Source organism: Agrobacterium sp. 10MFCol1.1 (assembly GCF_000381165.1).
GTDB lineage: Bacteria > Pseudomonadota > Alphaproteobacteria > Rhizobiales > Rhizobiaceae > Agrobacterium > Agrobacterium tumefaciens.
Genome location: NZ_KB906072.1, coordinates 803,592 through 826,931 on the forward strand (window position 1 = coordinate 803,592; position 23,340 = coordinate 826,931).

27 protein-coding genes are annotated in these 23,340 nt (G+C 58.5%); 16 read left to right on the forward strand and 11 right to left on the reverse strand.

Going from position 1 to position 23,340, the window contains the following annotated elements; genetic code table 11:
* Window positions 1–58: 58 nt before the first annotated feature.
* The 9 genes from phnC to F617_RS0104250 all read left to right on the forward strand — a co-directional run bounded on the left by phnC (window position 59) and on the right by F617_RS0104250 (window position 8,781).
* Complete coding sequence (gene phnC, locus F617_RS0104210; protein ID WP_019564523.1) at window positions 59–919, forward strand: phosphonate ABC transporter ATP-binding protein; 861 nt, start codon at window positions 59–61, stop codon at window positions 917–919.
* An 85-nt stretch (window positions 920–1,004) separates the two neighbouring features.
* Complete coding sequence (gene phnD / locus F617_RS0104215; RefSeq protein WP_003514479.1) at window positions 1,005–1,910, forward strand: phosphonate ABC transporter substrate-binding protein; 906 nt, start codon at window positions 1,005–1,007, stop codon at window positions 1,908–1,910.
* 69 nt (window positions 1,911–1,979) lie between these two features.
* Window positions 1,980–2,966: a phosphonate ABC transporter, permease protein PhnE gene (gene phnE, locus F617_RS0104220; RefSeq protein ID WP_026330665.1), complete on the forward strand. Its 987-nt coding sequence runs from the start codon at window positions 1,980–1,982 to the stop codon at window positions 2,964–2,966.
* Window positions 2,966–4,315 (forward strand): phosphonate ABC transporter, permease protein PhnE, encoded by a 1,350-nt coding sequence (gene phnE, locus F617_RS0104225; RefSeq protein ID WP_019564524.1) that lies wholly within the window; start codon window positions 2,966–2,968, stop codon window positions 4,313–4,315. The genes phnE (F617_RS0104220) and phnE (F617_RS0104225) overlap by 1 nt, the downstream gene beginning before the upstream one ends.
* A 266-nt stretch (window positions 4,316–4,581) precedes the next feature.
* A complete protein-coding gene (locus F617_RS0104230) occupies window positions 4,582–5,280 on the forward strand; it encodes a DUF1045 domain-containing protein (protein ID WP_019564525.1) in 699 nt (232 codons plus the stop codon).
* On the forward strand, window positions 5,277–6,413 hold the full coding sequence (locus F617_RS0104235; protein WP_019564526.1) for an alpha-D-ribose 1-methylphosphonate 5-triphosphate diphosphatase: 1,137 nt from the start codon (window positions 5,277–5,279) through the stop codon (window positions 6,411–6,413). The genes F617_RS0104230 and F617_RS0104235 overlap by 4 nt, the downstream gene beginning before the upstream one ends.
* Entirely contained in the window at window positions 6,410–7,024 is a 615-nt protein-coding gene (phnN, locus tag F617_RS0104240; RefSeq protein ID WP_019564527.1) for a phosphonate metabolism protein/1,5-bisphosphokinase (PRPP-forming) PhnN, read from the forward strand. The genes F617_RS0104235 and phnN overlap by 4 nt, the downstream gene beginning before the upstream one ends.
* An 87-nt stretch (window positions 7,025–7,111) precedes the next feature.
* On the forward strand, window positions 7,112–8,152 hold the full coding sequence (locus F617_RS0104245; RefSeq protein WP_026330666.1) for an AraC family transcriptional regulator: 1,041 nt from the start codon (window positions 7,112–7,114) through the stop codon (window positions 8,150–8,152).
* Between the two features lie 383 nt (window positions 8,153–8,535).
* The gene (locus tag F617_RS0104250) at window positions 8,536–8,781 is read left to right on the forward strand and encodes a LuxR C-terminal-related transcriptional regulator (RefSeq protein ID WP_019564529.1); all 246 of its coding nucleotides are present in this window, start codon (window positions 8,536–8,538) and stop codon (window positions 8,779–8,781) included.
* Between the two features lie 223 nt (window positions 8,782–9,004).
* On the opposite strand, the gene F617_RS0104255 is transcribed toward F617_RS0104250, so the two are convergent.
* The 8 genes from F617_RS0104255 to F617_RS0104295 all read right to left on the reverse strand — a co-directional run bounded on the left by F617_RS0104255 (window position 9,005) and on the right by F617_RS0104295 (window position 16,364).
* Window positions 9,005–9,994 (reverse strand): Ldh family oxidoreductase, encoded by a 990-nt coding sequence (locus tag F617_RS0104255; RefSeq protein WP_019564530.1) that lies wholly within the window; start codon window positions 9,992–9,994, stop codon window positions 9,005–9,007.
* Between the two features lie 186 nt (window positions 9,995–10,180).
* On the reverse strand, window positions 10,181–11,107 hold the full coding sequence (locus tag F617_RS0104265; RefSeq protein ID WP_026330667.1) for a TonB family protein: 927 nt from the start codon (window positions 11,105–11,107) through the stop codon (window positions 10,181–10,183).
* The gene (gene exbD, locus F617_RS0104270; protein WP_013635265.1) at window positions 11,104–11,589 is read right to left on the reverse strand and encodes a TonB system transport protein ExbD; all 486 of its coding nucleotides are present in this window, start codon (window positions 11,587–11,589) and stop codon (window positions 11,104–11,106) included. Before exbD ends, F617_RS0104265 begins: the two co-directional genes overlap by 4 nt.
* 6 nt (window positions 11,590–11,595) lie before the next feature.
* The gene (gene exbB, locus F617_RS0104275) at window positions 11,596–12,756 is read right to left on the reverse strand and encodes a tonB-system energizer ExbB (protein ID WP_019564533.1); all 1,161 of its coding nucleotides are present in this window, start codon (window positions 12,754–12,756) and stop codon (window positions 11,596–11,598) included.
* Window positions 12,757–12,949: 193 nt separating this feature from the next.
* A complete protein-coding gene (hutC, locus tag F617_RS0104280; RefSeq protein WP_019564534.1) occupies window positions 12,950–13,687 on the reverse strand; it encodes a histidine utilization repressor in 738 nt (245 codons plus the stop codon).
* Window positions 13,688–13,722: 35 nt separating this feature from the next.
* Window positions 13,723–14,508 carry an ABC transporter ATP-binding protein gene (locus F617_RS0104285; protein ID WP_013635262.1) on the reverse strand — a complete coding sequence of 262 codons (786 nt, stop codon included), beginning with the start codon at window positions 14,506–14,508 and terminating at the stop codon, window positions 13,723–13,725.
* The gene (locus F617_RS0104290; protein ID WP_003514452.1) at window positions 14,508–15,281 is read right to left on the reverse strand and encodes an ABC transporter permease; all 774 of its coding nucleotides are present in this window, start codon (window positions 15,279–15,281) and stop codon (window positions 14,508–14,510) included. Before F617_RS0104290 ends, F617_RS0104285 begins: the two co-directional genes overlap by 1 nt.
* A 141-nt stretch (window positions 15,282–15,422) precedes the next feature.
* Window positions 15,423–16,364, reverse strand: coding sequence for an ABC transporter substrate-binding protein (locus F617_RS0104295; protein WP_003514451.1), 942 nt, complete (start codon window positions 16,362–16,364; stop codon window positions 15,423–15,425).
* A 205-nt stretch (window positions 16,365–16,569) separates the two neighbouring features.
* On the opposite strand from F617_RS0104295, the gene F617_RS0104300 reads away from it, so the two are divergent.
* Entirely contained in the window at window positions 16,570–17,280 is a 711-nt protein-coding gene (locus F617_RS0104300; protein ID WP_019564535.1) for a YoaK family protein, read from the forward strand.
* A gap of 12 nt (window positions 17,281–17,292) precedes the next feature.
* Here F617_RS0104300 and F617_RS0104305 read toward each other — a convergent pair whose 3' ends face one another.
* Window positions 17,293–17,811: a hypothetical protein gene (locus F617_RS0104305; RefSeq protein ID WP_019564536.1), complete on the reverse strand. Its 519-nt coding sequence runs from the start codon at window positions 17,809–17,811 to the stop codon at window positions 17,293–17,295.
* 77 nt (window positions 17,812–17,888) lie between these two features.
* Here F617_RS0104305 and F617_RS0104310 point away from each other — a divergent pair, with 77 nt between their 5' ends.
* On the forward strand, window positions 17,889–18,527 hold the full coding sequence (locus F617_RS0104310; protein WP_003514444.1) for a trimeric intracellular cation channel family protein: 639 nt from the start codon (window positions 17,889–17,891) through the stop codon (window positions 18,525–18,527).
* Between the two features lie 72 nt (window positions 18,528–18,599).
* Here the strand turns inward: F617_RS0104310 and irrA are convergent, their stop codons facing one another.
* Both irrA and F617_RS29025 read right to left on the reverse strand, forming a co-directional pair.
* Entirely contained in the window at window positions 18,600–19,019 is a 420-nt protein-coding gene (gene irrA / locus F617_RS0104315) for an iron response transcriptional regulator IrrA (protein ID WP_003507276.1), read from the reverse strand.
* Window positions 19,009–19,140, reverse strand: a complete 132-nt coding sequence (locus F617_RS29025) for a hypothetical protein (RefSeq protein ID WP_003514443.1) — start codon at window positions 19,138–19,140, stop codon at window positions 19,009–19,011. Before F617_RS29025 ends, irrA begins: the two co-directional genes overlap by 11 nt.
* Before the next feature lie 195 nt (window positions 19,141–19,335).
* On the opposite strand from F617_RS29025, the gene fabA reads away from it, so the two are divergent.
* From fabA to F617_RS0104345, 5 genes are all read left to right on the forward strand, one after another.
* On the forward strand, window positions 19,336–19,851 hold the full coding sequence (fabA, locus tag F617_RS0104325; RefSeq protein WP_003514441.1) for a 3-hydroxyacyl-[acyl-carrier-protein] dehydratase FabA: 516 nt from the start codon (window positions 19,336–19,338) through the stop codon (window positions 19,849–19,851).
* A gap of 75 nt (window positions 19,852–19,926) precedes the next feature.
* Window positions 19,927–21,150, forward strand: a complete 1,224-nt coding sequence (gene fabB, locus F617_RS0104330; RefSeq protein WP_003514438.1) for a beta-ketoacyl-ACP synthase I — start codon at window positions 19,927–19,929, stop codon at window positions 21,148–21,150.
* 5 nt (window positions 21,151–21,155) lie between these two features.
* Window positions 21,156–21,962 (forward strand): enoyl-ACP reductase FabI, encoded by an 807-nt coding sequence (fabI, locus tag F617_RS0104335; RefSeq protein ID WP_003514436.1) that lies wholly within the window; start codon window positions 21,156–21,158, stop codon window positions 21,960–21,962.
* Between the two features lie 189 nt (window positions 21,963–22,151).
* The gene (locus tag F617_RS0104340) at window positions 22,152–22,748 is read left to right on the forward strand and encodes a TadE/TadG family type IV pilus assembly protein (protein ID WP_003514434.1); all 597 of its coding nucleotides are present in this window, start codon (window positions 22,152–22,154) and stop codon (window positions 22,746–22,748) included.
* Entirely contained in the window at window positions 22,745–23,338 is a 594-nt protein-coding gene (locus F617_RS0104345) for a TadE/TadG family type IV pilus assembly protein (protein ID WP_003514432.1), read from the forward strand. Before F617_RS0104340 ends, F617_RS0104345 begins: the two co-directional genes overlap by 4 nt.
* Window positions 23,339–23,340: the final 2 nt, after the last annotated feature.

Here is a 23,340-nt window from a genome sequence, read left to right on the forward strand (position 1 = left end):
TCACGCTTCACGCACCGCTGTTAGGTCGAACCCCATCAGAAGAAGATTGGACGGGGAAATGAGCTTTCACCTGAAGCAAGTCACGCGCCGTTTCGGCAACCACACTGCGGTCGATTCCGTGAATGTGGAAATTCCACAAGGCCAGATGGTTGGCGTGATTGGACGTTCTGGCGCAGGAAAGTCAACGTTGCTGCGCATGATCAACCGCCTCGTCGATCCCTCCTCGGGTTCCGTTCATTTCAACGACACGGAAGTCTCTTCGCTGAAGGGTGCCGCCCTGCGCAACTGGCAGCGCGACTGCGCGATGATCTTCCAGCAGTTCAATCTGGTGCCGCGTCTCGACGTGCTCACCAATGTCATGCTCGGCCGCCTGAACCACCGTTCGACCGTGCTCAGCCTGTTCAACATCTTCACGGATGAAGAGCGCCTGATGGCGATTGCTGCCCTCGAGCGGCTCGGCATCGAGCACGTAGCCATGCAGGCGGCGGGCACGCTTTCCGGCGGCCAGCAGCAGCGCGTCGCTATCGCCCGGGCACTAATGCAGTCTCCGAAGATGGTTCTCGCCGACGAGCCGATCGCCTCTCTCGATCCCCTGAACGCCAAGATCGTCATGGACGCCCTGCGCGACATCAACGAGCGTGAAGGCATCACCGTCATCACCAATCTGCATACGCTGGATACGGCGCGCAATTATTGCGAACGCATCATCGGCATGTCGCAGGGTCGAGTCGTTTTCGACGGAACACCCGCCGAACTGACGGCGGCGGCGGTCACGGAGATTTACGGCACGGATTCACACGGCGCCGGCATCGACGAGACCATGACCTCGACCAGCATCAATATTCCCGGCGCGCAGCTTGCCGCGCGTCCGGTTCAGCAATCTGCCGGTCCCGAACCGCTGGCTCTCGCCGGGCTCTGAGGAACCGCTCAGCATCGTTTGCGCCCGCGTCAAGGGCCGATACTTCACAACAAACTCCGGCTCGCCGGGAAACAGGAGAAAGTCCATGTTGAAGAAAATCCTTCTTTCGGCAGTCGCCCTTGGCGTTCTGGCCGGTTCGGCCATGGCTCAGGACGTCAAGGTCCTGCGTATCGGTCTCGACGGTTCGGAAAATGAAGCCGACCAGATCCGCAACACGAAGTGCGTTGCCGATGGCCTCAAGGCTGCAACCGGCGTTTCCGAAGTTCAGGTTTTCCCGTCGCCGGACTATAACGGCGTTATCCAGGGCCTGCTCGGCGGCACCATCGACATTGCATCCATGGGCGCTTCTTCCTACGCCAAGATCGCCATTGCCGATCCCAAGGCCGTCGATCCGATCCTGACCTATACCGGCTCTGACGGTTCCAGCGGCTACTACACGATCATGGTTGCCCGCAAGGACAGCGGCATCAAGTCTCTGGCTGACGCCAAGGGCAAGAAGATCGGCTTCGCCGACCCTGACTCCACCTCGGGCTTCCTCGTCCCGAACGTATCGATCCCGAAGGAGACCGGCGTTCCGGTCAAGGAATATTTCTCCGAAACCGGCTTCGGCGGCGGCCATGAGAACCTCGTTCTCGCCGTTCTCGACAAAAAGTTCGACGTCGGCACGACATTCGGTTCGGGCGTCGGCAAGTGGGAAGAAGGCTACTCCGGCGGCAACCTTCACCAGATGGTCAAGAAGGGCAACCTCGACATGGACGATATCGTTCAGGTCTGGAAGTCCCCGCTGATCCCGAACGGTCCGCTTCTCGTCGCCAACAAGATCGGTGACAGCATGAAGCAGAAGGTCGAAGACTTCTTCATGGAACTGCCGAAGAAGGATCTCGCCTGCTTCCAGGGTTACACCCAGGGCAAGAACACTGCCTACATCAAGGTCGACCCGGCTTTCTACCAGACGATCATCGACGCCCGTAAGTCCGTTATCGGCGGCTGATCCTCAGATCATATCCGGAAGCGGCGGTGCCTTGCGGCACCGCCGCTTTTGCCAATAAAGGAAAGCGGCATGGCGACCACACTGCAACATGGTACCCTCACGCCCGAGGGATTGAGCGCATCGTCCCGAACGGTGATGCGTCATTATCAACGGCAGCTTAGGACACGGCGGATTTATACCGTTATGTCGCTCGTTATCTTCCTCATCGTCCTTGCCGCCTCACTGAATTTCGCCAATGAGGCCAATTCGGGCAAGTTCTTCGAGCGCCTGCCATATTTTTTCGACTTCATGAAAACATTCGTGCCGGATAGCCCGCTCGAGGTCTTCCGGGCGATGTTCGACCTGCCGTCGCCCTATGACAACGGTTCGCTGAAATACAACTATGTCGCGGATCGCGTTTACATCACCAACGGTTTCTACATACCGCATTTCATCTATCAGCTGATCATCACGCTCAACATCGCGCTGGTCTCGACGATAATAGGCACGACCTTCGCATTTGTGCTGTGCTTCTTTGCCTCCACCAACCTTATCGGTGCCGGCCTCGTGCGCTGGGTTGTACGCCGGGTAATGGAGATCCTGCGCGCCTTTCCGGAGATCGTCGTCGCGGGATTGCTGACTGCCATCTTATCGATCGGGCCGATCGCGGCGATCATCGCGATTTCCGTGCACACCATCGGGGCTCTGGGGAAGCTATTCTTCGAAGTCGTGGAAAATGCCGACATGAAGGCGGATGAAGGCCTGCGTGCCGCGGGTGCCAACTGGCTGGAGCGGGTTCGCTTTGCCATCGTGCCGCAGGTCCTGCCCAATTTCGTGTCCTATGCATTGCTGCGTGCCGAAATCAACGTACGCGCCTCGACCATCATCGGCGCCGTTGGTGGTGGCGGCATTGGCGAGGTCTTCCGGCTGTCGATCGGTAACGATCACGCCTCCAAGACCTATGCCATCATCATCCTGCTGCTGATCACCATCATCGCCGTAGACCAGTTTTCAAGCTGGTTGCGCCGCAGGCTGATCGGCCATCAATCCTTCGAATTCGGACGGGGAGCGGCCTGATGTCGTCCAGCTTCATTCTCAATACCGCAGACCGCGAGAGGCTGACGGCCGCACATCCCGCAATTTTCAATCGCGGCTTCATGCAGCGATACGGCTTGCTGACCGGTATTGTCGCCGTCCTCGTCTATCTCACCGCCTGCTTTTTCTTCTTCAATGTCGGCCCCGCTTTCATGCAGGGTCGATGGGATCGCGCTTCGAGCTACATTCAGGACTGGTATTCCTGGCGGGCCCAGCCACGCCTTCGTTTCGAAGACGGCAAGGTGAACCCGCAGTGGTCAAGCCGGATGCAATATCCCGCCGATGCGCCGATCGACTGGCTGCAACCCTTGCCGGATGGCGGCTACAGCGTCGTTTACGCGGGCACGCAAAACCGTCTCGACGTAACGCCGACCCGGGTGGACGTCTATGTGGACGGCAAGAACTATCCCGTCATCATCGATGGCGACAAGGCTCTGGCGCCTGAGGTCCTGCCGCAAGAGATCACGCAGGACGGCAACAAGGTTCTCGTGCATTACGGTTTTGCCGGACAGGCGGAAATCCGCACCAGCCAGGTTTACGTGCAGCGGCGGTTCCTCGGATGGGCGAACTTCCTGTTCGATACCAAATCGGAATTCTGGGGCAAGGGCTACGGCGACCTTGCCGCACTGGCGCTGTGGGGGGAAAGGCTCGATCCCACGCGCTCCAATATCAGCCACATGGTCGATGATTTCCTCGACAATGGTGTCTGGCAGCACGCCGATATTCTTTCCAAGCTGATGCAGACGCTGGTGATGGCCTTTGTGGGCACGCTGTTCGGCACGCTCGTTGCCCTGCCGCTCGCCTTTCTAGCCGCACGCAATATCACCGCCAACAGGGCCGCCAACTGGGGCATGAAGCGTCTGTTCGACTTCCTGCGCTCGATCGACATGCTGATCTGGGCGCTGTTTTTCACCCGCAGCTTCGGTCCGGGGCCGATCCCCGGCATTGCCGCGATCTTCTTCACCGATACCGGCGCGCTCGGCAAGGTCTATGCCGAGGCGCTGGAGAATGTTGACGACAAGCAGCGCGAGGGCGTCAAATCGGTTGGCGCTTCCCCCATCGCCGTCAATCGTTTCGGCGTGCTTCCGCAGGTCCTGCCGGTCTTCATTTCCCAGTCGCTTTATTTCTGGGAAAGCAACACCCGTTCAGCCACGATCATCGGTGCGGTTGGCGCTGGCGGCATCGGTTTGAAACTGCTGGAAGCAATGGGTACCAATGCCGACTGGGACAAGGTCGCTTATATGGTGCTGCTCATTCTCTTCGTGGTTTTCCTGTTCGACCACATCTCGAATTCCCTGCGGTCGCGCCTGATCGGGAAAACCCAGCATTAATTCATAAAGCAGGAGCGGGGTTTGGCTATCCCGCTTCCCGAGACGTGCGCAAAACCGGAACCTCTTTGCAAAGTCAGATACATCCCCTCAATGCGCCAGCATCCGTCTTGCGGACATTCGAGAGACACGCGGCGTTTCAAGCGCTTTTTTTCCTGGGGCATCATCATTCTGTCACGGAAAGCGATTACCTCGCACTCCTGACCTTGCGGGAAGCGGGCGAGTCACGCCAAATAGCTTTTCATCCAGGTTTTCCATGACACCGAAGAGTGCTTGCCGTGCGCTACGCCATCTATTTTTCTCCGGCTAAAGATCATCCACTGACTGAAGCGGCGTCGCGCTGGCTGGGACGCAATGCCTTTTCCGGCGCGCAACATGATGACCATGCCGCTTATGCGGAGATGACTGAGGAGCCGCGCCGTTACGGTTTCCACGCGACGCTGAAAGCCCCCTTCGAGCTTTCCGAAAAATACAGCGAAGCGGATCTCGTCGCCGCCCTCGAACAGTTTGCGGCCAGCCAGTCCGTCTTCGATATTCCGCGTGTTGTCATCGGTGCACTCGGGCCGTTTTTCGCGCTCGTTCCGGATCGCACCTACCAGCCGCTGCAGGATTTTGCCGCTGAGATCGTCGACCATTTCGACCGGTTTCGCGCGCCCCTGTCCGAGACCGACATTGCCCGCCGCCGCCCGCAAAACCTGACCGAAAGCCAGCGGCAAAATCTGTCGCTCTGGGGTTATCCGCATGTCATGGACGACTTCCGCTTTCATATGACGCTGACGGGCCGCATCGACGAAAGCGACGCGCCCGCTATCCAGGATGTGCTTTCGACCAAGTTTTCCGAGTTCGTCGACCGGCCTCTCACCATTTCCGGCCTCGCTTTGTTCGTTGAGGAAACGCGCGGCGCACCATTTACCGTTCATCGCTGGCACCCGCTTGGCCAGCCGCCAAAGAAAGATGCTGACCCATGACCGAGCATGCCCTTTCCAACGCCCGTATCGTTCTGGAAGACGATATTATTCTGGGATCCGTTCTGATCCGTGACGGCAAGATCGCCGATATCAGCGAAGGCGCCTCCAAGACCGGCGAGGATCTCGAAGGCGATTTCCTCATCCCGGGTCTGGTGGAACTGCACACCGACCATCTGGAACAGCACTATTCGCCGCGTCCCGGGGTTATCTGGGATAAGATCGCCGCCATTCAGGCTCACGATGCGCAGGTCGCGTCATCAGGCATTACCACTGTTTTCGACTGCCTGCGGCTGGGCTCCGACGAAGATGGCGGGTTCAAGAAGGGCGAGATGCGGGAAATGGCGGATGCCATTGAAACCGCTGCCGATCAGAACCGCCTGCGGGCAGATCACCTGCTGCACCTGCGCTGTGAAGTCGCCTCCGCCGATGTCCTCGAGCATTTCGAAGATTTTGAGACCGATCCGCGTGTACGGCTGATTTCGATGATGGATCACTCCCCGGGACAGCGCCAGTTCCAGTCGATGGACCAATATATCTTCTATTACCAGAAGAAGCGCGGACTGAGCGACGAGGCTTTCGCCGAGTTCGTCAGACGCCGGCAGACGGCATCGGCGGAGTTTTCTGCCAAGCACCGGGATTACCTGGCGGCCCGCTGCGCCGAGCGCGGCATAACCGTTGCAAGCCATGACGACGCTACAGAAGCGCATGTGGGCGAAGCGATCGGACACGGCGTGAAACTCGCGGAGTTCCCCACCAGCGTCGAGGCGGCAAAGGCTTCGCACAGCGCCGGCATGAGCGTGCTGATGGGCGCACCGAACATCGTTCGCGGCAAGTCCCATTCCGGCAACATCGCCGCGCGTGATCTTGCCGAACTTGGCGTGCTGGATGTTCTCTCTTCCGACTATGTGCCGTTCAGCCTGCTTTACGCACCGTTCCTGCTCGCCGACCAGGTGGAAGCCATCACTCTGCCGGAAGCGTTGCGCATGGTCACCTTCACGCCGGCACGAACGGTGGGCCTTCGCGATCGCGGCAGCATCGCAACGGGATTGCGGGCCGATCTGGTCCGAGTTCACCGCGAGGACGGCGTTCCCGTCGCCCGCTCGGTCTGGCGTCAGGGCAAACGTGTGGCATGACCGGCAACGGACAGGATAGCCGGCTTGACGGCCAGACGCTGGGTACGGTGCCCGGAACCATGATCGTAATTGTCGGCCCGAGTGGGGCCGGCAAGGACACGCTGATGGATTATGCGGCAGCGCAGCTGTCCGGGCGGCCGGGCTTTCATTTCACACGCCGGGTCATTACCCGCAGCGGCGATGCCGGCGGCGAAAATCACGATGCCGTTTCCATGCACGAGTTCAACCGGCTGGAAGACGAAGGTGCTTTTGCCGTTTCCTGGCAGGCGCACGGGCTGAAATATGGCATTCCGGCCGCCGTCTATCGTCATCTTAATGCGGGAGACGTGGTCATCGCCAACGGCTCCCGCTCGGCCCTGCCCCAGTTCGGCACCGCCTTTGCGCGCCTCAAGGTCGTGAACATCGTTGCACGGCCGGACGTGCTGGCGAAGCGGCTGGAGCAGCGCGGGCGGGAAAGCCGGGAGGATATTCTCCGGCGGCTGGAACGCAGTTCGCTCACGGTCGTCGGGGATTTTGATGTGACGACCGTGGACAATAGCGGTGCCATGGAAGATGCGGGCAAAACCATCATGGAGGTGCTGGAGCAGAGCGCCTGCCGTCGCCACATTTAAACTCCACAGGCCGAACTGCTCGACAAATGGCTTCCCAACGCTTACCATCAGGCGACAATTTCCAAACATGGTACGCCAAGGCGAGGGATGCCTGAAAAGAGGGTCAGCGACGAGATAACAGTGGTGGCCGGTCTGGCCGCCGGCGTCGCCAATTATGCACGGTCGCGGGGCATCGATATTGCCCCCATCTGCAAGGCTCTCGATATCGATCCCGCCACTTTCGGCAGCGTGACGGAGCGCATCAGCCTCGACCGATTTTGCCGCCTGCTCGAGACATGTGCGTTGATTTCCGGCGACGACGCCTTTGGTCTGCAATGCGCGTCCACCTTTCCCGCCGGCGCATCCGGCGCGTTCGGATATGGCCTGATCAGCGCGCCGACAGTGCGGGCTTTCCTGCGTTTTCTTCAGGATCACGTTTATTACGCGACCAATAACAGTAATTTCACCATGGTCACGGATGCCGCGCACGTAACCCTGTCGTGGTCCTTTGCGCCTGTCATCGCCAAACGCGATCAATATGTGGATTTGTCGCTGACAGCTCTGATCCAGCGCCTTCGCGATATTCTGGGGGAGCGCGTCAACCTGATCGAGATCGGTCTGGAACGGCCGAAACCGGTTAATATTCAGCAATTTAAAGAAAAAATGACCAAGCGCGTCAGCTTTTCGCAACCCATCCATACCATGCGTCTTCCCACATCACTTCTGGACGTGGTCAACCCAAATGCAGATGAGCGGCTGTTCGAGCTGATGAACTTGCAATGCCGGATGCTGCGGCCGGAGACATCGGCAGACGCCACGCATTTCATCGATCAGGTGAAGCGTTACATGCAGGTGCGGCTGTCGGATGCCGAGCTTTCGCTGAGCGAGATCGCCCCCTATTTCAACCTGTCGGAACGCAGTTTTCAAAGACGGCTTGCCGAGCTTGGGACTAATCTCAACGAGATAAAGGACGCCATTCGCAAGAATGCCGGCTTCAAGCTCCTCGTGGAAAGCGATCTTCCGGTTTCCGATATCAGCTACAGGCTCGGCTATTCCACGCCGGGTGCGTTTTCGCGTTCCGTTTCCCGCTGGTTCGGGGCAACGCCCACGGATATTCGCAAGAAACACGCGCATCATTCCGCCGTATAGGGCGCATTCCCAGCATCAATATTCCATATAACCAAAACAAATTTGGGAAATATGTCGGCGTTCATTGGATTATGTATCGAAACATAACAATAAAAACGCAAAACTTGGCGCGAGATGTTATTCTCTTGAGATGGCAGACCGCCTAATAGAACGCCGCAATATGCCTTCGGGCATGACGGAAAACATTCCAAAGCTTTGAATTTTACATTGTTCTGGACAAGAACCGATTTCAGGTTTTTGGGAAGGACGGTGCAGTCATTCTTTCATCGCCGAGGATATGCCCATGCCGGGACCGGCTGGCTGCGAGATCAGCCGCTTATTGCCTGGATCCTGAGGCCACATCCGGCTTTGGGAAGATCAATCTCTTTTGAGGCTGAAAGACTATGTCGTCAAAAACGCAGCATGAACGTCACCAGGCGCGTGAAATCGTCCTTTCGGATCGTGAGCGGCAATATCTGGGGCTCGTTGCGCGGGGCCGACATCCTTCTCACATTGCCTTGATAACGGGAGCGGACGAAGCGGATGTTAAAGATATTCTGGAACGGGTCCGCCTAAGGCTGGGTGCGGCCAATCTGCTGAATGCCGTCAGCATCGCCCTGCTGCGTGGACTGATCGAACAGGATATTTAGAGCTTCCCTCTCGCTCCAAAAGCTTACGCGAAATCGTCCCCTTCCCGTAAGCCAAAACCGGATGTGTTGCTTTCTGCGCCAAAAACCCACCATTTCGATGGCGGGACGGCGGACCAAAAGGCGGGTCGGAAATGATTTCCGGCCTATCGGCGCAACTGCAAGGCAGCCATACACGGTTTACCCGGCGGACTTTCCGGTCCGCTGGGTTTTCATTTTCAGTTCCTCACAGCGACTGAATCTCGGCAAGAATATCGCTTTCGACGATGATACCGCTTTCCAGCGCCTGCCTTCGAATGCCCTGGCTTCGCCGACCGGGCAAACGCACGTTTTCCTGCTTCTCTATCTCTCCGGCGATAAGCGCCAGTCGCTCGGTAAAGGCCGCACCGCCCGACGATACGGGGTCTATGGCGATGATCGTGTGGCCGAGAGAGGGTGGCGCACCCTTGTCGTCCAGAAGGGAAGAGGCCTCGAAGGCGAAGCTTCCACCGGTGAGCGCGGCGGCCATGATCTCCACCATCAGCGCCAGGGCAGCACCCTTGGCCTCGCCCGCAGGCACCATCGTTCCGGCTAGGGCTTCTTCGGGATCGGTCGTGGGCCGGCCATTCGTATCAAGCGCCCAGTCGCCCGGAATGGTTTCGCCCTTCTGGCGGGCCGCCATGATCTTTCCGCGCGCAACCTTGGAAAGCGCCAGATCGATCACCAGCGGATCTGCCTCGCCAACAGGGCTGGCGAAAGCAATCGGATTGGTGCCATAGAGCGGTTTGGTGCCACCCCAAGGCGCCATGGATGCAGGCGCATTGGCGAACATCAGCGCCACGAGGCCCATTTCCGCGAAACGCTCGACTGTAAGTGCCATGACGCCTGCATGATGGGAGCGATGGATCGCGGCGAGCGCGATGCCCTGCTGCCGGGCCATGTCCGGCAACTCGTCTACGGCGCAGTCGATCGCGGGATAGGCGTAACCGTTGTTAGCGTCGATTGACAGCACACCCGGTTTGACACGACTTGCCACCGGCCGCGCATTGCCATTGACCTTGCCAACCCGCGCCTGACGGACATAAACGGGGATACGCCGAAAACCGTGGCCGCCCTGGCCTGCAGCCTCGGATGCCACGAGCGCCTTCGCCACGGAGCGGGCGTTTTGCGGCAGAACGCCGTTACGCTCAAAGATAGAGGATACGAGATCCTCCGCCTCTGCGATTGAGAATTTCATTCCGGAATGCCTCTGCGTGTTAAGTCGACAAGACCTACACCATCGAAAACATTCGCGAAATGCAATTCAGGCCCGAATGGATATCTTATCGAGAATAACGGTCGGGCACGCATTCGCCCTTTGGCAGGGCGTCATACCAGGCAAGAGCTTATTCCAGCAGAACCGCGACGTGGCCTTGGAATCGATCTAGCGGATGCTGATCGGCAAGGTGATTGTCTTATTTGCATCCGGTGGCGGCGCGGGCACGGGTGACGCGCTCTGGATCCAGGCCGCAATCTGCTGGTCGATGGAGGAATCACCAGTGGACTGCACCACACTGACACCGCTGATGGCGCCTGTATCGTTAACCCGGAACCGCACGGTCGCTGTCATCGCATCGCTGCGAAGCGAGCGGGGCTTACGCCTCTGGATATGCGAGCGAACCTTCGATCCCCATTTTGCCGGCGAGGCGGAGGATGAAGAGAAGAAACCGGCATTGTTGCGCGATGCCGCCGTCCGGTCGGATTGCTGTGTCTCGGCCTTGGCCGTTTCGCGCAGTTCCGATGCCTGTTGCGGTTTGGGGCGCTGGCGCTCGACCTTCTTCTTGTCGTCCGGTTCTTTCTTCTCCACCTTCTTTTCGACCGGCGGCGGCGGCGGCCGGATGACGGGCAAGGGAACCTCGACATTTTCGAGTTCCGCCATCATCTGTTCCTGCACGGGATCGATCGGCTCCACCGGTTCGGGAATTTCCTGCGGCTCGACGATCTCCTCGACCGGCAGTTCCGGCGGCTGCACGGGTTCCGGCGGCGGCGTTTCCACAACCGGCTCAGGCGGCGGCGGCTCCTCCGGGGTGACTTCCTCTACCGGCTGGCTGTTGTCGCTCTTTACCTCTTCGGCATCTTCAACGTCCTGCGCAGGCGTCGTTTCCTCGGTGTTGACGGCTTCCGGTATGGCTGCCATTTCGATCATGATCGCGGCAGGCGGCGGCCCGCCGGCATCCAGTTCTTCTGGTTCCTGCATCAGGTAATAGGCAAACCCCGCATGAACGCCCAGCATGAGCAGTGCTGCGGCGGACCACAACGCCGCTTCCCCGAGGCGGGAATGCCGGGACTGCGGGTAGCCATTTCCAGTCATGGCGCGGTTCCTGGCACTGCGGGCGCGGCGGGCGGAACGGCACCGGCTGGCTGCGTTGCCGCAGCGGCATTTTCCAGCCCTACCAGAGCGATTTTCAGATATCCGGCATCGCGAAGCAGGTTCATGATTTCCATGAAGTGGCCATAGTCGACGGCTTTGTCGGCGCGCAGGAAAATTCGCGTATCTTTCTTGCCGCCCGTCTGCCGGTCGATCGCCGCTGCCAGGGCTTCGCGGGCAACCGCATCATTGCCGAGATTGAGCGACAGATCATCCTTGACGGTCAGATAAAGCGGCTCTTCCGGGCGCTCCGCCGGCTTGGCGGTTGATGCGGGCAGATCGACATTCACATCCACGGTCGCCAACGGTGCGGCCACCATGAAGATGATGAGCAGAACCAGCATCACGTCGATGAAAGGCGTGACGTTGATTTCGTGGTTTTCGGAGAGATCGTCTCCGCTATTTTCGCGAATACCGCCAGCCATGACCGATCACCGCCCAACCAACGACACAGCCGGCTTGCTGCTGCCCGGCGGAATGCGGCGGAAATCGAGGTCGCGGCTGACGAGGCGTTCCACGCCGGCTGCGGCATCCGCCAGCAAATGCCGGTATCCCGTGATCGAGCGGGCGAAGACGTTGTAGATCACCACCGCTGGAATAGCAGCAACAAGGCCGATTGCCGTGGCAAGCAGCGCCTCGGCAATGCCGGGTGCCACGACGGCAAGATTGGTGGTCTGCGATTCCGAGATGCTGATGAAGGAATTCATGATGCCCCAGACGGTACCGAACAGACCGACAAAGGGAGCGGTGGAGCCGATGGTCGCCAAGGCGCCCGTTCCGCGCGACATGCGGCGACCGGCGTGGGTTTCAATGCGTGACAGGGCCGAGGATACACGCTCCTTGATCCCGCCGCCGTCGGTGTGTTCGACCACCGCGTCGGAAAGCTGCATTTCGTGAGTTGCCATGCGCAACATCAGCGCTGCCGGCCCGCCCTTCTTTTCGACGGCCTCAGTCGCCTCGTTCAGGGTTTTCGCCCTGCGAATAACCTTTAGTGTCGCACCGGCGCGCACCCGTGCACCGGCAAGCTCGATAGACTTCGCCACCCAGACCGTCCAGGTGACGAGCGATGCAAAAGCGAGACCGATCATCACGCCCTTCACGACCCAGTCTGCCGCCATGAACATGCCCCAGGGAGACAGGTTGTGCGGGATATCAGCACGATGTCCGGCACTTGCGGGTTCGGCGACTACCGGTTCAACCGGGGTGGAGACCTCGTTCGGCGCTGCCGTACCGTTCGTCGGAGCGGGTTGCTCCGTCTGTGTCGGCTGCGGTGAAACACCTTCGGCTGCCGGCGTGGGATTACTTGCGGCGGGCGCAGGCTGGGCCGGCGCGGGCTGTGTGGGCGCGGCAGCGGAAGGCGGCACAGGCTGGACTGCCGGAGCGCTCGGCGTCTCAGCCGGCGACTGCGCGGGCTGCATCGTTTCCGTTGCCGGTGCAGGTGCTGGTTGGATCGGGGTCTCGGATGCCGACTGAGCAAAAACCGCTCCGGCACTCAAGCCGGCCAGCAAAGTGACCGTCATGGCAAGTGAGATATGCCGTGTTTTGTTTGCCTTGGTGAAGCACGCGGAAGAAGTTGAGGTCTCAGCTGACATAATTTTTATCCCGGATTTCCGTCGATGAACTCATCCGCAGATTGACCGGTTCATTAAAACCGGGGCCATGAACGGATGCCGTCGTGAAAGCTTGACGTTCCGATAATAAACCTGAGTTCTTTTGACAACTATTATATTGCCAAAAGACGACCCGTAAACTCTTCTTTACAAAAAATTGACCGACCTGCGGTCTTCAGGTGTTTTGCGAAGGCGAAAACTGCGCCACCAGCGCGTGTCGGTCGCCGGGATAGGTGACCCGAACACTGGTGACATAATCCGCTCCGTGCCAGGTGCGGCGGTGGATGACCAGACACGCCGCACCGGAAGCAATGCCGAGCGCGGTCGCATTTTTGCGATCAGCGGAAACTGCGCTGATGCGATGTTCCGCGGCACTCCAGGGAACCATTTTCAGCAGCCAAGTGCCCGGCCCGATCTGTGAAAAATCCGCTGCCTCAGCCTCCGGAACGGCGGTGACATTGATGATGCGTTCCTCGAGGCAAAAGGGAACGCCGCCGGCAAAATGCGTGCAGGTGAGTTCCAGAACTGAGGCATCCGCGGCAAGCGCCATGGCCGCGCCGTCTTCTTCCCCCGCAGGGCGCAGTCGCCGTCTGTCGAGACGGTAACCGTAAACGAGGCCGAGGGCCTGCACCTCCCGCTCGATATCGTGGATTTCCAGCACGGCCGATTGCGCATGGGGCTGGCGAACGAAAGTGCCGAGACGCCGGCGGCGCTCGATAAGGCCGCGCTGCACCAGTTCGCCGAGCGCCTTGTTCACCGTCATGCGCGAGCAGGCATATTGCCGGGTCATCTCGTGTTCGTAGGGAATACGGTACCCCGGCGGCCACTCGCCCGACATGATGTGGCGCTCGACATCGTTGCGGATGCGCTCGTGCAGTGATTTTTCCTGAAGATCGGCGCCTGTACTCCTCATACCGATGCTTCCTTCCTCCCGGTTCTATGGATCAACTATCCATGGGCAGCGGCGGCAATCGCCTCGCTGCGAATTTCCTCCGTCAACTTGGCGCGTAGCTGCGAAAACTCCGGGCTGGCCTTGACGGTGTAGTGACGCGGATGCGGCAGGTCGACCGGCATGATCGACTTGATGCGCCCCGGCCGCGCTGACATCGTCACAACCCGCGACGCCATGAACACCGCCTCCTCGATGTCATGTGTCACAAAAATGACGGTCTTCTGCTCGCGCTCCCATATGCCGAGCAGCAATTCCTGCATCAGCCCGCGCGTCTGGTTGTCGAGTGCGCCGAAAGGCTCGTCGAGCAGCAGGATCTTCGGGCCGTTTGCCAGAGCGCGCGCGATGGCTGTTCTCTGCTGCATGCCGCCGGACAGCTGTTTCGGCCAATGGTTCTCGAAACCGCGCAGGCCAACCTTGTCGATATAGCTGTCGACGATCTCCCATTTTTCCTTCTCGGCCACACCACGCTCGCGCAGACCGAAGGCGACGTTTTCCCGGATCGTCAGCCAAGGAAACAGCGTGTAGGACTGGAACACCATGCCGCGATCCGCCCCCGGCCCTGTCACTGCCCGGCCGGACAAAAGGACTTCACCCGTCGTTGGACGGTCAAGACCGGCGATGATGCGCAGCAAGGTCGACTTTCCGCATCCGGACGGGCCGAGAATGGTGACGAAATCGTTGCGGGAGATTTCCAGATCCGTGGGCTGCAAGGCCAGCGTTGGCTGGCCGCCCTGAACGCCGGGGAAAGTGCGGCTGACGCCCTTGATAACGAGTTCGCTCATCAGGCAAGCCTCCAGGCGAAAAGCTTCCGGTTCAGCGATTTGAACGCGAAGTCAGAAATAAGTCCGATGACACCGATGACGATGATGCCGAAGATGATCTGCCCGGTCGCCATCAGCGCCTGGCTGTTGATGATCATATAGCCGATGCCCGACGACGCGCCGATCAACTCGGCAACAATCACATAGGTCCAGGCCCAGCCGAGGACGAGACGGAGAATTTCCGCAATATCGGGCGCATTGGCGGGAATGAGAACGCGGCGGACCACGCCCCGGTCTTTTGCGCCAAGTGTATAGGCAGCCTCCACCAGATCGCGTCTTGTGCCGGCAACCGCCACGGCAACCATGAGAATGATCTGGAAAACTGCGCCGATGAAGATCACCAGCAGCTTCTGCATCTCGCCGATGCCGGCCCAGAGAATAAGCAGCGGCACGAAGGCAGAAGCCGGAAGATAGCGTGCGAAGGAGACGAAGGGCTCAAGCAGCGCCTCGACCGGCTTGTAAGCGCCCATGGCGATGCCGACTGGTACGGCAACGAGCGAGGCCAGCACGAAGCCGCCGACAACACGCCAGATCGTCATTCCGATATCGCTGGCAAATCCCTGATCGGTCAGCAGATAGATGCCGTCCTTCAGCATAGTGATCGGGTCAGCCAGAAAGGTCGGCGATACGAAACCGCCGAGCGTGGCAAAGCCCCAGGCGGAGAAAAAAAGCACGAAGAACAGAATGCCGAGAAAAATCCGCGTGCTGTTCTTTATGGGTTGAAGAGGTTGCATTCTGTCGCCTGTCCGGAAAACGGGCGCGGCACTCCATCGCCGCACCATCTAAGCGCCGTGCGTCGTCCATGACGCACAGGCGCTGTAAGGCTTCTCACTGGCTGCAATAGTCCCCGAAGGAAAAGCAGCAGTTTGCTTCTGTTACTTGATGAAGGACGTGTCCGCGAGTGTCGAAAGATCGGGTTTCGATTTTATCACGCCGATTTCCAGAAGCAGATCAGCCGATTTTTCGGAGAATGTCTTGAATTCACCGTCGAAGAACTTCTGGTTGGCGGCCTTGTCCTGCCATTCCAGGAATTTCGCCGAAGCTGCGAATGCCTCGCCGGTCTGTTTTACGTCCGCTCCCATGGTCTCATAGGATTTTGCAGGGTCCGTCTTGATGAGCTCGAGCGCCTGGAAATAGCTGTCCGCAAGGGCTTTTGCCGCCTGCGGATTGGCCTTCAAGAAATCCGGCGTGCAGCCAAACGTGTCCATGACGGCGGGATAATCCAGCGTCGTCGCAAGGATTTTCCCCTTGTCCGGTGCGGCGCGCACTGTGGACAGATAAGGCTCATAGGTCATGGCGGCTTCATTCTGGCCGGCGACGAATGCCTGCGCGGCCGGTCCCGGCTCAAGGTTGACGACCTTCACGTCCTTCAGGGTCAGGCCGTTTTCCTTCAGTATCCAGGCAAGGAAGAAATAGGGGGATGTGCCCGGTGCAGAAGCGGCAACCGTCTTGCCTTTGAGGTCCGACACCTTTGCAACATCACTGCGCACCGCAATGCCGTCGGCTCCGTGCGACTTGTCCATCTGGAAAATCTGGGTGGACTTCACGCCGTTGGCATTCCACGCGATCCATGTTTCGACCGTGGTGGCGGCGCACTGTATGTCGCCGGAAGCAAGCGCCAGATGCCGGCTTGCCTGCGGAATCTTCTTGATATCGACCTTGAGGCCATTCTTTTCGAAAATGCCGGCCTGCTTGGCAAGCGTCAGTGGCGCAAAGCCGGTCCAGCCGGACATGCCTATTGTAACCGATGTTTCGGCATAGGCGGAAGCAGATGAAACAAGCGTCGCGATTGCGGCGATAACCCATGTCTTTTTCATGATCGGAACCCCTTTTGATTTATTTTTGTGCGATATTTTTTTCGCTTTATTTGAGGCATGCTAGGCAGGGATTTTACATTTGTCTAGACAAAATAGAGGCGCTCAAACGCTTCCAGAAAGATTGCAAACAAGCCGCCCGGCATTCTAGACATAGGATAGCATAGCCCGGCGCATCGGCCCGCTGTTTTCCATATCGAGCTTTTCCATGACCAGACAGAGACGCCGTAACATCATCAGGGCAAGGCGCACCGGCACCGGCATTGCGCTCGTCGCCGCCATTTCATTCATCGCCGGAATGACAGATGCGGTGGGTCTTCATCTTTCCGGCGATTTCGTTTCCTTCATGACCGGCAACACCACCCGCGCGGCCATTTCGGTGGAAGCTGGCGTTTATTCCCATGCGGCCAAACTACTCTTCGCGATCATCGCTTTCGTGGCGGGCAATGCTGGTGGTATCGTGGTCGCGCATAAATTCGACCGGAGCATCTTTGCCGTTCTCGTGGCCGTCGGGTCGCTGGTGGCGATTGCCGCATTGCTGCGCGGCGATGCTTCCGCCCTGGCGCAGTTTTATCTTGTCGTTTTCGCCATGGGGATGGTCAACGCTGCCGTCGAACATATTGAGGGGCTGCCTATTGGCCTCACCTACGTGACCGGCGCCCTTTCCCGTTTTGGCCGTGGCATCGGTCGCTATCTTCTGGGGGAGCGAAGCCTCGATTGGGGCATCCAGATCGTGCCCTGGCTCGGTATGATAAGCGGCGCAATCTGCGGGGCGGTGTTGGGCGCCACGCTGCAGTACGATGCCCTGTGGGTGGTTGCGGCAACCGTTTTTGCGGTCGCCATCGCCACACTCGTCATTCCGCGTTCGCTTCGCCACCGCTATAACCAAAGGGTCCGGATCAGGCGCATCGCGCCCTGACGGACTGCGTCTTCACTTGCGTGAGATGGTGACGAATTTTGTGCCGCGCACCCGCACCGTCATCAGGCAGGCTTCCTTGTCGGTTCGATCGCAATAACGCGGGTGCATCTTCAGTACGAAGACCATGTTGCCGAAACGTTTGATGAAATCGTAGCCGTAAATCCGGGCCGTCGCGATCATCAGATATCCGCCCTCTTTGACCTGGACGTAAAAATTGTAAGGGCAACCTTCGTCATCGCAGCTACGGCCTTTTTCGCCATCGCAATCCAGCACGCCGTGATTGACGACGGCATCCATCAGGCCATCATTGTTGATATCCAGTCTGGTGATGAAATCATCGCCGAAGCCAGCCGTCTTGCACTCCTTGCGGAAATGATCCTTTTCATAGATCTCGGGATCGTTCACCAGCTGCTGCTGTGCCGCCAGCGCGACCGGAAACATCAAGAGGACCAGCGCCTGAAGAGCGGCAACGATAGCGATTCGCACGGCATTTTCCTTTGCATCCGTTTCGTTTATGGATGTTGCGATCATCCGGGCGGCCAGCCTAGAGTTCCGTGCTTGCGCGACACTGACGCAAACGCATCCAAATTTCCGGGGGGACCTTTTCCATGACACTGCTGGGTTTTCTCGATTATGCCGGCGTTGCCGTGTTTGCCGCAACCGGCGCATTGGCCGCCTCACGCAAGCAGCTCGACCTGATCGGCTTCCTGTTTTTCGCCGCCGCGACCGGGATCGGCGGCGGCACGGTGCGCGATCTCGTGCTGGGCAGGGCGCCCGTGTTCTGGGTGTTGAACCCGACCTATATTCTGGTCTGCGTATCGGTTGCGGTTCTGCTTTTCTTCACCGCCTACCTGTTCGAATCCCGGTATCGGGTGCTCATCTGGCTCGATGCCGTCGGCCTCTCAGCCTATTGCGTTATGGGAGCCGCCAAGGGTCTGGCTGCAAGCGGCTCCGCAACCGTGGCGATCGTGACAGGCGTTTTGACAGCGACGTTCGGCGGCGTATTGCGCGATGTTCTCGCGGGAGAACCCTCCGTGCTGCTGCGCCCGGAAATCTACATCACCTGCGCGCTTTTGGGGGCCTCCATCTTCACCGGCGCTTATTTCCTCGGCGCGCCGCTTTATGTCGCGTCGGGCATCGGCGTATTGACGGCTTTCGGTGTCCGGTCCGGAGCGTTGATCTTCGGATGGACCTTTCCGCCCTACAAGGGCAAGCCCGGCAGACGGCCCGAAGATATATTGAAGTGAGGCGGCGAAGGCTGCCTGAAACAAAAATGGCGCCCACAGGCGCCATGTTTTTTTGTTTATCAAGCCGAAGCTTCAACCGCGCTTGCGACGCAGGCGAATGACCACGTCCACATGGGCGATTTCCATGCCTTCGGGCGCCTCTGGCAGATTGTCGATCTGGAGATTGTTGACGGGAATGTCGAGAACCTCGTTCTCTCCTTCCACGAAGAAGTGATGGTGGTCGGACACGTTGGTGTCGAAATAGGTGCGCGCACCTTCGACGGCCAGAACGCGGATCAGGCCGGCTTCGGTAAACTGATGCAGCGTGTTGTATACCGTCGCGAGAGAAACGGGCACGCCGGCGGTCACCGCCTCGTCATGCAGTTCCTCAACCGTCAGGTGGCGATCACCCTTTGCGAAAAGAAGATCGCCCAAAGCAACGCGCTGGCGCGTGGGGCGCAGCCCCGAGCGCCGCAGCCTCGTCCCGATATCCAATGTGGCGTCAAATGCCATGCAATCCCATTCCAAACACAGGGGTGAAACCCATCAATTGCAATAGCATATATCTTTTGCGGTGAATGCTTTCAATAGTTTCAGCGTCGCCGAGTGTCGCAAATGGCTGCAAACCGGCCATTCTTGCAAATTTCCTCTGGTTCCTGCCGGATGGTTCCTGTATGCGGACGGCATATTGAGGTAATGACTTCTCTAAAGAAGGTTCGAAGACAAAGAATGGGGGCATAATGGCCTCTGCCCTTGCAGCGCTTCATTTTGAACCTAACTTGCTCTAGTGAAGTCGATAAACACCAGTGATTGAGGAAGTGAAAGCGGTATGGCAACGAGGCAATCAAGTTACAATTACGAGGAGATCCTTTCCTGCGGACGCGGCGAATTGTTCGGTCCGGGAAATGCCCAGCTTCCGTTGCCTCCCATGCTCATGGTTCACCGCATCACCGAAATTTCCGAAACCGGCGGCGCGTTCGACAAGGGTTTCATCCGCGCTGAATACGATGTCAGCCCAGACGACTGGTATTTCCCCTGCCATTTCCAGGGCAACCCGATCATGCCGGGTTGCCTCGGCCTTGACGGCATGTGGCAGCTGACCGGCTTCTTCCTCGGCTGGCTGGGCGAAGAAGGCCGCGGCATGGCGCTCTCCACCGGCGAAGTCAAGTTCAAGGGCATGGTTCGCCCGGAGACGAAGCTCCTCCAGTACGGCATAGACTTCAAGCGTGTGATGCGCGGACGTCTCGTTCTGGGTACCGCAGACGGATGGCTGAAGGCAGACGGCGAAACCATTTATCAAGCGACGGACCTTCGTGTGGGGCTGTCGAAGGAAAAGACCGCCTGAAGCGGACGGAATAGTCCTGGCAAACGCCGGGCGGCTTCGGTCGTCCAGCCGAAATCTTAAGAAAAGGTCCATTTCATGAGACGAGTTGTTGTCACCGGCCTCGGCATTGTTTCTTCCATCGGTGGTGATGCCGCCGAAGTCACCGCATCACTGCGCGACGCCAAATCCGGCATTTCATTTTCACCGGATTTTGCTGAACACGGTTTCAAGTGCCAGGTATGGGGCAAGCCGTCTCTCGATCCGACCGAGCTGGTCGACCGTCGCGCCATGCGCTTCCTTTCGCAGGGCGGCGCATGGAACCACGTTGCCATGAAGCAGGCGATTGCCGATTCCGGTCTCGAGGAAAGCGACATCAGCGGCAACGAGCGCACCGGCATCATCATGGGTTCGGGCGGTCCTTCCACCCGCACCATCGTCGAAGCGGCCGATATCACGCTGAAGAACAACAGTCCGAAGCGTATTGGCCCGTTTGCCGTGCCGAAGGCCATGTCCTCGACCGCATCGGCCACACTTGCGACCTGGTTCAAGATCCACGGCGTCAACTATTCGATCTCTTCGGCCTGCTCCACATCGGCGCATTGCATCGGCAACGCCGCCGAGATGATCCAGTGGGGCAAGCAGGACGTGATGTTTGCTGGCGGCCATGAAGACCTCGATTGGTCCATGTCCAACCTCTTCGACGCCATGGGCGCGATGTCGTCCAAATATAACGAGACGCCAAACCTCGCTTCCCGCGCCTATGACGTCAACCGCGACGGTTTCGTGATCGCCGGCGGTGCTGGCGTACTGGTTCTTGAAGAGCTGGAACATGCAAAGGCGCGCGGCGCCAAGATTTACGCCGAGATCGTCGGTTATGGCGCAACCTCGGATGGTTACGACATGGTGGCTCCTTCCGGCGAGGGCGCGATCCGCTGCATGCGTCAGGCCCTTTCCACCGTCAAGGGCGATATCGACTACATCAACACCCACGGCACCTCGACGCCGGTTGGCGACAGCAAGGAAATCGGCGCGATCCGGGAAGTCTTCGGCGACAAGATCCCGCATATCCAGTCGACCAAGTCCCTAACCGGCCACTCGCTTGGCGCAGCAGGCGTTCAGGAATCGATCTACGGCCTGTTGATGATGCAGGAACGCTTCATCGGCGAGAGCGCGCATATTTCCGAACTCGATCCGGAATTTGCGGGCGTCCCGATTGTTCGCAGCCGCATCGACAATGCCAAGATCGACACGATCCTTTCCAATTCCTTCGGCTTCGGCGGCACCAACGCCACGCTGGTCTTTCAGCGTCATAACGGATAATTGCCATGAACGGCATCATGCAGGGTAAACGCGGCCTCATCATGGGCGTCGCAAACAATCACTCTATCGCCTGGGGTATCTCCAAGGCTCTTGCGGCGCAGGGCGCAGAGCTCGCCTTCACCTATCAGGGTGAGGCGCTCGGCAAGCGGGTAAAGCCGCTCGCCGCCGAGCTCGGATCCGACTTTATCGTGCCTTGCGATGTCGAGGATATCGCCTCGGTTGACGCGCTTTTTGCGGCAATCCGCGAAAAATGGGGTACGCTGGATTTCGTCGTGCACGCGATCGGCTTTTCCGACAAGAACGAGCTGAAGGGTCTTTACGCGGATACGACCCGCGAGAATTTCAGCCGCACTATGGTCATCTCCTGTTTCTCGTTCACGGAAATCGCCAAGCGTGCCGCCGAACTGATGACGAATGGCGGATCCATGCTGACGCTGACCTATAACGGTTCGCAGCGGGTCATCCCCAACTACAACGTCATGGGCGTTGCCAAGGCAGCTCTAGAAGCGTCCGTGCGTTATCTCGCTGCCGACTATGGCCCGCGCGATATTCGCGTCAACGCCATCTCGGCCGGACCGGTCCGCACACTGGCGGGCGCCGGCATTTCCGATGCGCGCGCAATCTATGCGTGGAACCAGAAAAACGCACCGCTGCGGCGAACAGCGGATATCGACGATATAGGCGGATCGGCTCTTTATCTGCTGTCCAACATGTCGCGCGGCGTTACCGGCGAGTGCCACTACGTGGATTGCGGCTACAATATCACCTCCACACCCACCCTTGAGGTTCTCTCAAAAGCGGATGCGGAATAAGCTATCGTTTTTCCAGTAAGTAAAAGCCCGGGGATATGCCGGGCTTTTTGCTTTTATAGCCTGTGCCATTTTTGCGAACTGATAAAGTATAACTCTTCGGGGTAACTGAATTTAAACACCGGCTGGTTATGGTCCGCAACAAATTCAACGGTTGCGCTTGCCGCATATTCTAAAGATCGACACCGACATATGCGACTGGCCAAATTGAAGCCATTGCTGGAAAAATTCGGGCTCTCGCGTGACGGGACAGCAGCCATCGAATTCGCGATCCTGGCGCTTCCCTATTTCCTCGTCGTCTTCGCGATCATCGAAACTTTCATCGCCTTGATGGCGGAGCAAGTGGTCGTCAATGCTACCGACACGATGGCGAGGCGTCTGCGCACCGGGCAGATCAGCAGTTCGATTTCCAAAGAGGATTTTCGCAAGAGTTTCTGCAACGAAGTTTCGGTGATTATCACCTGCTCGGCTGATGAGATCAAAAAAGAACAGAAGCTTTATATCGACCTTCGCTCCTTCACCGCCTTCAAGGATATTCCAACTACGATACCCTTGAAAGCTAACGGCGAATATTACGATCTCGACACGGCGCAATTCGGCTTCAAGCCGGGTGGACCGGACACGATCAACATGCTGCGCGTCTATTATCGCTGGCGTGTAGTCGCAGATATCATCCGACCATATCTTACCAAAATACGCCCAGCCGACGGGTCGATGCCCTCGCATTTCCTCATTGTCGCGACCGATGCTTTCATGAATGAGAAATACACCACGAGCGGGGGTTCATGATGGCAGGGCTTGTTTCCACCATCACGAACGGCCGACTTCGTTTTATCGCGCTCGTTGCACGCTTCGCAAGGGATCGCCGTGGCGTGGGTGCGGTAGAATTTGCGATCGTCTTCCCGATATTGCTTGCGCTTTATCTGACGTCCTTCGAACTCACCATCGGCTATAATACCTACAAGCGGGCAAGCAGCGCCTCCGCAACGATCAACGACCTGATCTCCAAAACAAATTCCGTCGACAAGGCTTATCTGACAAGCATGCAGGACGTAACGGCTGCCGTCTTTGCGCCTTATAGCACCAAGGGTCTGCAGCTGAAGATCAGCGGCATCAAGATCGACAAGCAGAAACAGGCGACTATCGCCTGGTCCTGGAACGAGAAAAACGCGCGGCCCTATGTGGTGGGATCGCCAGTCTCCGTTCCCACACGTTTGCTTGTAGCGGACAGTTTCCTCATCCACGTCGAGCTTTCCGTGCCGCATGAATTGTTGATGTTCATGCCAGATATTTCTTCGTCCGGCGTAAGATCGATCACGATCGCACGCGATTATTTCTTCAAGCAGCGCGACGCTGAGATAACCTGCTCCAATTGCTGATG